This window comes from Orientia tsutsugamushi, from assembly GCF_900327275.1.
Classification (GTDB): domain Bacteria; phylum Pseudomonadota; class Alphaproteobacteria; order Rickettsiales; family Rickettsiaceae; genus Orientia; species Orientia tsutsugamushi.
The window spans coordinates 1223834-1236415 of sequence record NZ_LS398548.1; the positions used below are offsets into that span (position 1 = coordinate 1223834).

The 12582-nt window shown below is 33.4% G+C and carries 9 protein-coding genes and 2 pseudogenes; 5 read left to right on the top strand and 6 right to left on the bottom strand.

Features of this window, described 5'->3' with window-relative positions:
* Positions 1-25: 25 nt before the first annotated feature.
* The gene (locus tag DK405_RS06460) at positions 26-481 is read right to left on the bottom strand and encodes a conjugal transfer protein TraD (protein WP_109510623.1); all 456 of its coding nucleotides are present in this window, start codon (positions 479-481) and stop codon (positions 26-28) included.
* Between the two features lie 297 nt (positions 482-778).
* On the opposite strand from DK405_RS06460, the pseudogene DK405_RS16140 reads away from it, so the two are divergent.
* From DK405_RS16140 to DK405_RS06475, 5 genes and pseudogenes are all read left to right on the top strand, one after another.
* Positions 779-2299: pseudogene (locus tag DK405_RS16140) on the top strand (AAA family ATPase); the annotation flags it as partial.
* 243 nt (positions 2300-2542) lie between these two features.
* Positions 2543-3205 (top strand): annotated as a pseudogene (locus DK405_RS16145) (conjugal transfer protein TraA); the annotation flags it as partial.
* A gap of 118 nt (positions 3206-3323) precedes the next feature.
* A complete protein-coding gene (locus DK405_RS15765) occupies positions 3324-4835 on the top strand; it encodes a toprim domain-containing protein (RefSeq protein ID WP_410522025.1) in 1512 nt (503 codons plus the stop codon).
* A 13-nt stretch (positions 4836-4848) separates the two neighbouring features.
* Positions 4849-5400 carry a hypothetical protein gene (locus DK405_RS15770; RefSeq protein WP_410522038.1) on the top strand — a complete coding sequence of 184 codons (552 nt, stop codon included), beginning with the start codon at positions 4849-4851 and terminating at the stop codon, positions 5398-5400.
* Between the two features lie 51 nt (positions 5401-5451).
* Entirely contained in the window at positions 5452-6363 is a 912-nt protein-coding gene (locus tag DK405_RS06475) for an Rpn family recombination-promoting nuclease/putative transposase (protein WP_064612864.1), read from the top strand.
* 9 nt (positions 6364-6372) lie between these two features.
* Here DK405_RS06475 and DK405_RS06480 read toward each other — a convergent pair whose 3' ends face one another.
* Genes DK405_RS06480 through DK405_RS15445 form a run of 5 tightly spaced genes read right to left on the bottom strand, consistent with a single transcriptional unit; the run spans position 6373 to position 12579 of the window.
* On the bottom strand, positions 6373-8127 hold the full coding sequence (locus DK405_RS06480; RefSeq protein ID WP_109510625.1) for a type IV secretion system DNA-binding domain-containing protein: 1755 nt from the start codon (positions 8125-8127) through the stop codon (positions 6373-6375).
* 3 nt (positions 8128-8130) lie between these two features.
* On the bottom strand, positions 8131-9276 hold the full coding sequence (locus DK405_RS06485) for a tetratricopeptide repeat protein (protein WP_064612995.1): 1146 nt from the start codon (positions 9274-9276) through the stop codon (positions 8131-8133).
* A gap of 15 nt (positions 9277-9291) precedes the next feature.
* Positions 9292-11955, bottom strand: coding sequence for a conjugal transfer protein TraG N-terminal domain-containing protein (locus tag DK405_RS06490; RefSeq protein ID WP_109510626.1), 2664 nt, complete (start codon positions 11953-11955; stop codon positions 9292-9294).
* Complete coding sequence (locus DK405_RS15440; RefSeq protein ID WP_331828118.1) at positions 11955-12410, bottom strand: conjugal transfer protein TraH; 456 nt, start codon at positions 12408-12410, stop codon at positions 11955-11957. Before DK405_RS15440 ends, DK405_RS06490 begins: the two co-directional genes overlap by 1 nt.
* Positions 12364-12579, bottom strand: a complete 216-nt coding sequence (locus DK405_RS15445; protein WP_331828117.1) for a hypothetical protein — start codon at positions 12577-12579, stop codon at positions 12364-12366. The genes DK405_RS15440 and DK405_RS15445 overlap by 47 nt, the downstream gene beginning before the upstream one ends.
* Between the last annotated feature and the right edge of the window lie 3 nt (positions 12580-12582).

Consider the following 12582-nt stretch of genomic DNA (forward strand, 5'->3'; position numbering starts at 1 on the left):
TGCTACTTCTATTAGATGCTTTATATCACACTACAAGTTCTATACTATACTGAACATTGAGAAGGCCATTCTTTAAGGCCTCAATGTCCTTAACATGACCGCACCATTCTTGACGAAAACTATTCCATTTTAAGCCATGAAGGCGAATGTGGCGCTTAGTGTTTTCGTCTGGTTCAGAGGAAAATTTTAAAATCACAGCAGCTTTATTTTGCTGTTCTTTATCAAAAATATCTTTACCTATTGTAGTCCAATGATCCTGAACATTTGGATGTTGTGTTAAAGTTTCTTTTAGTGAAACAATTGCACCAAATAACGTATTTGCTGATAAGTGATCAAGCTTAGCTTTAGCAACTAATCCACCCATTTCGATAAGACGTCGAGTACGCATTTTACGTTCTTTAATTTTAAGGTTAACCTCATCCATGATTAGCCTAGCCTTTTTTTGCTGAAGAGTAATTTTTTGCTGCATAAGATTTGCCATGTTAGTAACTCAGAAAGATAAAAAAATCAGGCAAGAATATATCAAAATACAATTCCAGTAAAGAAAAAAAACCGCGCCTACCAAACCAACATCAAATAATTATAGTCAAAAAAACGTGAATTCAAGGTTAGAAGCTTCATTGAAAAATAAGCTTACTACGCAATATGCAATCGATAAAGATTGCTGCTAAAAAATGAGTACTCATTAACCGATTGAATGTTAAAAAAAAAGAAGTTTGTGCTAGCAAAATCAAAAAAACCATGCTAACTTAAAACTCAGGTGAGAATTGGTATTGAGATGGCGATACAGTTTACAAGGATTGAATTTTTAAGTAGAAGTAAAGGAGGTGATAGTTGTCGTAAGGCAGCGTATAATGCAAGAACTATTGTTGAAAACGAGAAGACAGGTATAAAGTATAACTTCTCTCGTAAGAAAGATAACGTATATCATACAGTGCTGATACCGGATTATGTAAAACAAGAATTCAAGAATATTCAAACATTAATGAATGAGGTAGAACGAACAGCAAAAAAAGACAACAGCCAGTTGTTGAAGGATATAGTAATAGCATTGCCAGACGATGAGGAGCTAAATTTAGAGCATAGAATAGAACTAACTCATCAAATAGTTGATGAAATGGAATGGGTGCAAAAAGGTATTGGAGTACAGATAGACATTCATAAGCCTCAAATAGGAGATAAAAACTGGCATGCACATATATTGCTCACTATGAGAAGATTTAGAAAAGATGGAACTGGTTTAGGAGATAGAGCAGTAGATTTAAACCCAAAAATCATAACAGTTAATGGCAAAAAGGTTGTTATTAAAGATCACAAGATGATTCATGAAATAGCAAAAGAAGAAACTAATGCATATTTCGCTGAATTAGGCTTGCCATATAGAGTTGACGAGACAAGCGAAGTGCCTGGAAAGCATATTGGACCTCGTAGAATTAGGAATTTAATTAATGAAGTATTAAATGAAAATGAGTTACGTAAAGAGGCTCATTTGAAGATTATTAATGATGCTGACGTAATAACAGATTCTATAACACATTACAAATCTATTTTTACTAAGCAGGATGTTGAAAAAGCAGTAAAAGATATACCAGATCCAACAGCAAGAGAACAGTTAGTTCAGAAAGTGCTTAGTTCAAATAGAATACTAGAGTTATACCATGATGATGGTGAAAGTAGCAAATATTTTACGACAATTGAGGTTCGAAATGAGGAGACGAGAATAATCAGAATAGCTAATAAAATCAATAATCAGGTTTATTACAACGATATTTACAATCTTAAAAGTGATATCGAAGGTCTAGCAAATGTTAGTGAAGAACAGAAACAAGCTCTAAGGCATATTTTGCTTAGCACTAGTGGAGTTAGAGTCTTAAGAGGAAGAGCTGGTACAGGAAAATCTTATGTTTTAGCAAAAGCGCATAAGCTCGCAACAAATCGTGGACAAAAAGTTATTGGTCTTGCTCCTACTCATAAGGCAGTATCAGAGCTGAGGAGCAAAGGTTATACAGAGGTCTATACAGTAAAAGGATTTTTATATAATCGAAAAAAAATTTTTATGAAAGGCAGCTTAATAGTAGTAGATGAAGCTGGAATGGTAGGTACTAAAGCTTATGCAGAGCTGTTTAGAGTAGTTAGAAACAATAATTGTCAACTGATACTTGCTGGAGATGAAAAGCAGTTAGCTTCAATAGAAAGAGGCGGAATGTTTGAGATGCTGAGTAATATTTTTGGTTCACATGTTTTAGTAAATATTCGAAGACAAAGTGAAAACTGGAGCAGAGAAGCAGCAACAAAGTTTGCTGAGAGTAATATTTTAAGCGGTATAACCTTACTGAGACAAAATAAATGTGTTAAGTTTGATAATACATTACAGGATTCAATTAGTAAGTTGATTTATGATTGGAGTCTAAGCAAGTTTAAGCTACATGAAAAATTGGTAATTACAGTACGTAATAAAGATGTCGACATTCTTAATTCAAGTATTAGATCTTTGTTAAAAGCAAATGGTACGCTACAAGGCACAGAATATAGGCGTTCAATATTGGAGAAAGAACGGACAAAGACAACTGTTTTTAGTAAAGTTTTTAGTAAAGTTGAAAACTGGTTTAAGTCTATAATCAATGATATCAATGATAGATCTCATGTGAATGAAGAATATTATCATTTTACCGTTAAACCAGAGCAAGAAGCTAAAGTAGAAAAAGTCCAGCAAGAGAATAGCATAAAGCAATATCCATTCAAAGATATTTCTACTCCATTGTTTATGCAAATCAAAGAACAAAGACAGTATGATTATGATGTAACCATTCTGTCAGCAGAAGGAAAAACGATATCAAGTTTTCAGGAAGCTGGCATTGATAGCAGAATGGTATATAGCTCAAATGTAAATAATTTAAAGTATTATCAGCCATTTCAAGGAGAAAAGATTCTTATAGCTGCAAATAATGATAAACAAAATAAAGAATATGTAAGCACTATAAACGAGGCTGTAAAAGTACTGACAAGCAAAGGAGCAATTACTAGCATCGTAATTCATTCAGAAGGTGAAGATTTTAACGACATGCTAAAAAATAAAGGAGCCGTAGCTGTTAAGGAGCTTATGATACCTGAAATCATGAAGTTAATTAATACTCAGAACGTAAAAACAGAGTCTGAACAAGTGGTGAAAACTAACATAGCTCCAAAAATTGGAGTTAGACGGTAGTGCTGAAGATTTGAAATTGAATGTAAGCTATTCATTCACAGGGCGAATTACAAAATGAGCTATACATAACAGCTCACAGTGATGTTTGTAATTTGCATTATGCACTGCTAAGATAATAATGACTATATATGTTCTTCATAATAATGGTGTAGGAATAGAAAGTTCTAACATAAGCATGATAGGGAATGCAGAGCAAGTACGGCTGTACTACAATGTGCAAGCTACAAAAAATGTTGCTAACCTAATAGAGCAGCTTAGCACAGCTAAGACAGACTCTATCAATTCAAAAGAGGAGAATAATGATGTTCAAGCAAATGAAGTAAGGCAATATCAATCTGCTCAAAACTATAGAAAAAACGATTATTATTCAAATAGCGAGGAAGACCTACAAAAATTGAGGGATGCAATAGCTTATAGAGCTGACACTATAGCTCGTGATATTCTTGGAGATCCAAATCAGCGCCTATCTAGACACGGACGATTACGTTGGGGAGACACTGGCAAAATACAAGTAACCACCGAGGACAAGTACGCTGGAAAATGGTATGACTTTAGTACAGGACAAAAGGGTGATTTATTATCCCTGGCTCAAAGAGAAAGAGGATACAGCTTTTTTGAGGCAAAGGAATATTTGAAAAGTATGGTTGGAATGTCTAATATTAGTCAACGGTATCAGAGACCGCCTAAGACTGACGATTCTCAACAATACACTCAACAATCTGAAAGTGTTAAAATCGCAAAAGTTCAAAACTTGTATGAACTATCAAGTAAGATACATGGTTATGATATAGATAAGAACCCACATGCAGAAGTAGTAAAAAAGTATCTTGAAAATCGTGGTATTACTTTTGACAAAAGCACTGCAAGTTCAGACTTAAAAGCAAGTATACTGTTTGATACTCAAACGAGAGAAAATTATCCAGCATTTACAGCATTTGCAAGAAATTCAAAAGGAGAAATTACCGGAGTACAGGCCGTATATCTAAATTCGGCAGGAGATAAGGCGAATATTTCAATTAACAGAAGATCTTTCGGTAAAATCAGAGGATCGTTCATAACAATCGCAAAGCGAAATGCGAATGACCCTAATATAACAATTATAGCAGAAGGCGCTGAAACAGCATTGAGCTTGCAGCAATCAGGCATTAAAGGTAATATCATTGCTAGTGCAGGAATTTCGAATTTGAGAAATTATTCACCATTTCCTGGTGAAAAAATCATCATTGCAGCAGATAATGATAGCAAAAATCCTATAACTAATAATACTGTAATTAAAGCTGCAAAAACGTTAGAAATGAAGGGAGCGATAACTTGTATAGTCAAACCACCAGAAAATGGTGATTTTAATAATCTGTTGCAAAGTTGTGGAGAGCAGTCAATTAGAGACATTATAGAACCTGAAATTACTAAACTGACTAAGGCAGTTGAAACAACCAAACTTACTCAAACAGAAAATAATAGTATAGCAAAACAAAATGATATTACGAATGTTAAAGAATTGTATAATAAATCGTCATCTCTATACTACTTTAAACAAGAAGAGGAAGCTAAGGTGGAAGCAATAGTAGTTAATAAATATTCAGAAAACCATACAGGAATTTATAGTTCAAAAATCTTTAATAATTCATAATTTAAGGGCAAATATGGTTTTTGATGAAGAGACTCAAAAATCCTGGCCTGCACTCACTATTTTTGTTAAAAATGACAAAGATGAAATTACTGGAGCTAAGATATTAGCTCTGAATTCAAAAACATGTAATAAAGCTGATGTAGCTGAAAAATCTGTTGGTACAATTAGTGGGTCATTTGCTGAAATTGCTCAACAGAATTCAAAATACTCACCTGTAACAATCATTACAAAGGATATTGAAACAGCGTTAACCATTCAACAAGCTGGAGTTGAAGGAAAAATCTTATGTGCAATTGAAGCCGAAAATTTGCAAAACTATAATCCTAGCCCAAAAGAAAAGATCATTCTAGCAGTTAAAAATGACGTAAATACTGAAAAAGCTGAAAAAGTTCTGGAGGATAAGGGAGCAGTAGTCTGCACAGTCAAAAATGACTTCAATAATGTATTAAAAACTCAAGGATTATATGCTGTTAGAAATATTATCAGCCCTGAAATAAGAAAACTTAATGAAAAAATTGAATCAATACAAACTAATATACAACCAGGATTATGTCTGAAACACTAGGCAGAGTATGACACAGCATTTTTTATTTAAAAAACTATAGAGTAAAAAAATATGACAAAAAAATTAAAGCATGATTCATTGGCAAAGACAATCATGAGTGATCCAGTGGCTGCACAAGAATTTCTAGAGTATTATTTACCAATGAATTTCAAGAGTTTAATAGATTTATCACAAATAAAAGTAGAGCAAGAGAGTTATATAGAAGAATCGTTAAAGAAAAAATACAGCGATATCGTCTATAGAGTTGCCACCAAAAAACATGGCAATGCTTTTATTTATATATTAATTGAAGCTCAATCAACCGTCGATTATTGGACAGCTCTGCGGTTATGGAGATACACATTGTTATTGTGCGAAAGGCATAAGAAAGAAAAAGCTAAATTACCATTAGTGTATAATTTAGTGATCTACAACGGCAAAAAAGTCTACAACGCACCTAGGAATTTGTGGAATTTATTTACAGATTCAATGATAGCTAAGCAATTAATGACTTCTGACTATCAATTAGTCGATTTGCAAAGTATGTCGAATGATGAAATTGTTAGGAAAAAGCATATCGGAATGCTCGAATATATGCTAAAGCACATTCATCAACGAGATATGTTAAAGCTTTGGGAAGAGTTTCTAATAAAGTTCAAACATGTTTTAATACTTGACAAAGAAAAAGGCTATATTTACCTACGATCATTTTTATGGTATACTGATACTAAATTACTAGAGAGTCAGCAACCAGAATTAGAGCAGGTTCTGGCTAAGTATTTATCTGAAGAAGAAAAAGGTAATATTATGAGAACTATTGCTGCAAAATATATTGATGAAGGCAGAGCTGAAGGCAGAGCTGAAGCTGCACAAGAGCTTGCAATGAACTTATTAAAAGCTGGCTTTTCAGTTGAATTTATTTCTGAAAATACTGGATTGTCAAAAGAAGAAGTGATTAATTTAAAAAATAACATAGAGTATTAATTTTTCGAATTAATACTCTACTAACTTAAGTTTTTTGAGCAATTTATATTCACAAACAAAAGCTGTATTTAAGTTTTGTAGCTGCATAGTTAGTTTTGTGATGGGAAAGTTACCGGCAAGCTTTACATAACATGTAAGGTCTGGTAGGTTCATAATTTCAGATGGCATAACTAAAATCTTTTTACGCTCAACATTATTCATATTTACTCCATCTCGCATAGTATTTGATCCATATGACAAGTTTTCTTGAGTTTCAATAATTTCTTGCTCACCTAGTGTTAATGCTGATTTATAAGCCGTAGCCTGATCACTAACTCGAAAAATAAATTTACTATTAAACAAATCCAGCATAGAAGCACATTCAGCAGCTCCATATATTGCTTCTAATTGATGAATGTTCTGCAATCCAGCAACAAAGCAGCCTCCATACTTTCTACTTTCAGCTAAAGCAACTGGTAAAGACGAAACTTTTTGTAGAGCTGGCAATTCATCGAGTATAAACCACATGTTTTTGTTATCATGATTAGGATTTCTACACATCAAAGCCTTGATAGCTATGCTTATCCATGCTGAAATAAGTGGGCATAAAGTAGCTCTTTGATTTGGGTTAGCTGTGATAAATAGCCAGCTAGTTTCATCAGAATTACTAAACCATTCTTTTATGCTAAAACTACCTCCAGGCTTTAAATATTGTAGCGAAGTAATATTCTTTCCAAGCGTAGATTGAATTCCTGCAGAAGTCTCGAGCGCGCTTTCGCTTATAATACCTGATACGGCAGTGCTTCTAAAAGCTTTTGCAAATTGTCTATTATCAGAGTAAATGATTGTATGAATTAGTTTTATGATATCTTTATCATCCTTATATAGCTTCAATGCTTCAGACAAGACTAATTCAGCATTTTTAGCAAAAAAGTCATCAAGTTTAGGAGTATAATTACTAAAACTACTCGCTATATCATGAAAATCAGCTGCTTCAAAACAATCATTCCAAGGCAACCATTGCTCACTATTTTTTTCCAAAGGATTAAGCAGTTTATCACATTTAGGGTCAAAAAATCTATCAGTAAAAGCTCCAGTTGTATCTACAATTATTGCTCGATCTTTGTGTAATCGAATTTGTGGTAGCAGTTCGTTAAGCATATTAGTTTTACCAGTACCTGTTGTTCCAGTAATCAGAATGTGTAGCCTTTCACTATTCTTTACTAATGGCAAGCCTCCAAAACGGATTTTCGAGGCCTTTTTAGCGCTTTTTAGCATTTTGGCTAAGCATTTGTATCCTACAAAATCAGCACCTCTAATTTTGGCCTTAATAATCGTTCTTTTACCTTGAGCTGTAAAGAAAACAATTGAGATTATCACACCAATAGCAAAAACAATTAAGCTTTCTAATAATGCTGAATTGATTAGGAATTCCCATAATTGCTGTATTTTAAATCCATGTTGGCTTGTATAAAATTCATGCAAAAAGTCTTGAGCATTGAGGTGCATCCATTTTTTAAACCTTAAACTATAAAACTTAATGCCTATTTGATCGATATCATAAAAGTGCTCACCAATTGCTAGCTTAAGCTGCACATATCTTTCAATTACAAAATAATACAAGCTGCTCAGAAAAACTTTTTGATATAATCGACATATAATCCAGAATATTGATAATCCTAATCCAATTATAAAAACGTTGGTACTACCTTGCCCAAACATTCTTAACTTATGGGCAAATAACTGCGATCCCCTGGTGAAATTTCCTTGATTCTGAAAATTCATCAATTAAGAGTATTTTTTCAATATCTGTAGTTTTTGCTCATAGTCTTTTGCAATAGTAGAATTGTTCAATTCTGTTAACTTTTTAATTGTTAGTTCATATTCTTCTATAAGATTAGGCATATATTTAATAGCTAAGTTAAAATTCTCCTTAGCCCTTGAGTATTGTCCTAAACTTACTAATGAAATTCCTTTTTCAAGATAATTTTCAGCAAAATTAGGGTTATACTTAATAGCAGTATCAAAATTTTCTACAGCTTCTTGATGGTTTCCTAATTTCTCAAGAATCATTCCTTTATTATAATAAATATCTGCATAATTTGGATCATATTTAATTGCTATGTTACAGCTTTCTATTGCTTCTGAATATCTCTTCAATAAGCTTAATATATAACCCTTATTACAGTATGTTTTCAAATAACTAGGATCGTATTTTATAGCTAAATCAAAATGCTCTATTGCTTTCTGAAGCTGCCCTAAAAATGCTAAAGCTAAACCTTTATTATGATATGCTTCTGCATAATTTGGTCTGTATTTAATAGCTATATCATAGTTTTGAATAGCTTCTTGAATGTATCCTAACTTCAGCAAAGCTATGCCTTTGTTATAATAAGCTTCTGGATTATTAGGTTCATATTTAATAGCTATATCATAATTTTCTATTGCATCTTCATACTGTCCTAATCTAGCTAAAGAAGCTCCTTTATTATTATAAGCAGTTACATAGTTAGGTTTATATTTAATAGCAAGATCACAAAGTATTATAGCTTCTTCGTTTTTTCCTAATTTTCTATAAGATACAGCTTTATTATTATATGCTTCTGCAAAATGAGGTTTGTGCTTAATAGCTAAATCATAATTTTCTACAGCTTCTAGTGCCTTTCCAAGATCAGCTAAAGCTATTCCTTTACTATTATATGCTGACGCATAACTTGGATCATGCTTAATAGCAATATCAAAATTTTCTATTGCTTCATGATATTTTTTTAGCCTTAAAAAAGAACTTCCAATATTGGAATATTCTTTAGCTAAAACATTTTTGTCTTTAATGCTATTTTGTTGAACTAGCTTGCTTTCTTCTGCAGGAATAGCTGTATTTAAAAGCATTAGTGGTAAAATTATTGTTATAGCTAATTTATATATATTTTTCATAAATCCAACATACTTTTAACTTTTATCTTTTTTCGTTATTCCAAGATTTTCCAAGGCTTGATTACCAGCCATTAAAACCGTTGAATCAGTAGTATCAGAAAACTTTTTCTGTATTTTTTGAGCCTCAGTTTTAATATTATCAGGAATTTTATCAAGAGTCTTTACTTTTTCGTTATCACTAAAAGTTTGTTCTATATTTTGTACATGCACTACATTGCTGTTATTATGAATGTTACTAGCCTCAGCTTGAAATTGTTCAACATTCTTCTCAAAAGTATTTTGTAGATCTTTTTTAGTCGAAAAGTTACCATCATTAATATGATCATTCAAATCTTTAGGTATTTCATTAGGTACTTTATTGTTGATTTGAGCTACCTCAAAAGCAATTTTTTCTGCTTCAGCTGAGTGATCTTTAGCCCATCTTGCAGCTTGCTCCTTGCTTGTTATTTCAGGATTTTGAGCAATAATTTCATTTAATACAAGTTCATTGATGTTACGATCAATAGTGATAGAGTTTTGAGATACATAATTCATGCTGTAACTAAGTTGCTCCATTTCTTGTTTAGTTTTAGCTATTTCTTGCCCAACAGATTGTTGCTCAGAAAGGTTATCACTAAGATTTTTACTTAATGACTTCACCTCACTATTTGTACTACTAAATTTTCCTTCTTGAACTGCGCTTTGAATTTTTGATAATGCTTCACTATGTGATTGTTGTTGATTTGCTGATTTTCCTTGGGTTTCTTCTTCAGTATCTCCTCCTGAAACTCTAACTTGGGCAAAAACTGCCCCAACACCAGCACTAGTACTAGTACCACTACTTTTACTGTGGCTACTACCTGTATGCTGACTAAAGGATTCACTATCGGAACTTACCTTTTGCAGAGCTTGGTATTCACTCTCAGTTATGCCTATAGAACGAATTTCATCGTGAGTTAACTTTTCAGCTATTTCCATGGCCATGGAGTTTCCTGTTGAAATAAGATCGGACTCTCTTTTTGTCAGTGAATTAAGCTTGCTCTGTGAACGCACAAACTGGTTTTGATATCCAGTTTGTAGCAGTGCAGAAGAGCGGAAGTTATTTCCCAATAAATCTACGTTTTCATTTATAATTTGTCGACCATCGGCTGTTCTAAAAACTTTGTAGCTACCATAATTGATAATACTATCAGTCATATGTAATGAAGGAGCTAGGTTTTGTTGAGAAATAGTTCTATTGCCTATGCTGTAATTATCCATACTCAAGTTATTGTCGACTATATTACTTCCTAAGCTGCTAGCAACTTGTATAGGAGAGAACTGGCTGGCTAAGTTAGCTGTAGCATGAGCGCAAGCTTTTATCACTGACCAAGAAAGCATTGGTATTGATGATGCAAGCATTTGAAACGTCGCATAGCTATATAAAATCATCTCTGCAAAGCTTCCTTGCGATAGCATATTCAGACCATAATCACTACCGAAAGCTCCAGATTTACTGGATAAGCTGATCATTCCTAGACAATGGATTATTGTAAAAAATACTGGCCAGCTGCTGACCCATATTATTAATAGAATCCATGTTTTGAGTATGTTGTAACCACCAGGCAGTAAGCCCATTGGAAATACAATAAAGATCATTGAAACTACTAATGCAAAAAAAACAGATTGTAAAATAGGCATCATGTGAGCAGCCATTTCCCCAGCGACTAGATACGAAAATGATTGTTGAAAGAGCCCTCTGATTGCATGCATACTCACCAGATTAGGATAAATTCGTGATAATGAAAACTTCTCACGCCAGTCATCATATGACTCACGATTAGCATTAAGTAGCATAGCTTGCTTCATCCATTCATGAATGTCTTGTTGCTCTCTCTGTAAATATTTTAGTGTGTCGCCAGTCATGACTTTTAGTCTTTGACTTAACATGCTTGACTGATCAGATTGAACTCCAATCGCTGCTGCGAACTTTGTTAGAAGCCCTTCATTTAATTCTTTATGAATTGCTGCTTTAATCAATGGAGTAGCTTGTCTGCATGTCTTGAAACTAATACCTAAATTACTAGGCTCACGATAATAAATACCGAAATTATTAGGTATATTCTGCTCGATAAATCCTATAATGTCATTAGTTTGTTGAGCAGCTGCTTTTTTGCCTAGAATATTACCTATGATGTAAGGCTTCATAAAGCATTGTCTAAGAAATTCCTTAGTATTAGTTAAAGTTACTGGATCATGTATTTGCACATCTCGAATCTTAGCTACAGCCTTAGCTCCAAACATAATACCAGTTTTTCTGCTTGATAGTCCTTCATAAGCCGGTAAAAGATGATTTTCCAACATTTTGGACACAAAGTAACTCGTTTGCGATGAAAGAGAAGCAAACATTGCAATACCTATCGGAATATTATCAACTTTTACTGGTGCACTCATTGATACCTCATCCTTGAGCCAAACAGTAGCTTTGGGGGCAAATAACAGCGTAAAAATAAATATCGATGGAAAGAACCACTCCATAGCAAAGATGCCGATATTTCCTCTAAAAATAGCCCTAGTAGCAGCCCATATGCCACCAATAGTCAAGGCTAAGTGGCCTACTGGAGTGAAGTATTCGCTATTTGAAGCAAAGACTCTGCCTATGCCGTTAAACACATGCCACAATAAGTCTCCACCACCAAATGTGTATATTACGTAACCCATTAACTTTTCTCCTTCGCTATTAAATGCTGCTCTATTAATCTAGCCCTTTTATCTATTCGACTTGCATCGGTTTGTAGGCTAGTCCATTTTTCATTTGCAAAAAGTTGAACTCGATTCAATTCCTTCAAATATCTTTCTAAATGTTCATTCGAAACTTGCTTAGCACCTAGTGAAGTAACGGCTCTACGTATTTCGGTGATTACTTCCTTCAAATGCTGAACTAATGTATAGCTAGCTATTAATTCTGATGAGCTATCTAAAATTGTGACTCCAGAAATATATTCTAATATGATATAATCATAAATTGGAAATATATCTCCAATCGAAGATAAAAAGGCTATTTCAGAGTCAATGAATTCAGAATTATTCTCAAAGTTAATTTTTAGATTCTTCAATTGTTGTTTAGCTTTACCTGCATAAGATTTCTCTGGTAATATTGTGATATTTCGTTGCAAGCGTTGAATGCAAGCAACTGAGACTATCACAGCTGTAAATCGAGGCTGATTCTCCGCCTTTTAAATGACTAATCCAACTTTTTTCGTCCTGAGCTAAGGAGTCATAAAAGTGTACATTATTGTTTGTAACCACGATAGTGCCAGTCATAGACATGATTGAATCATGCATATT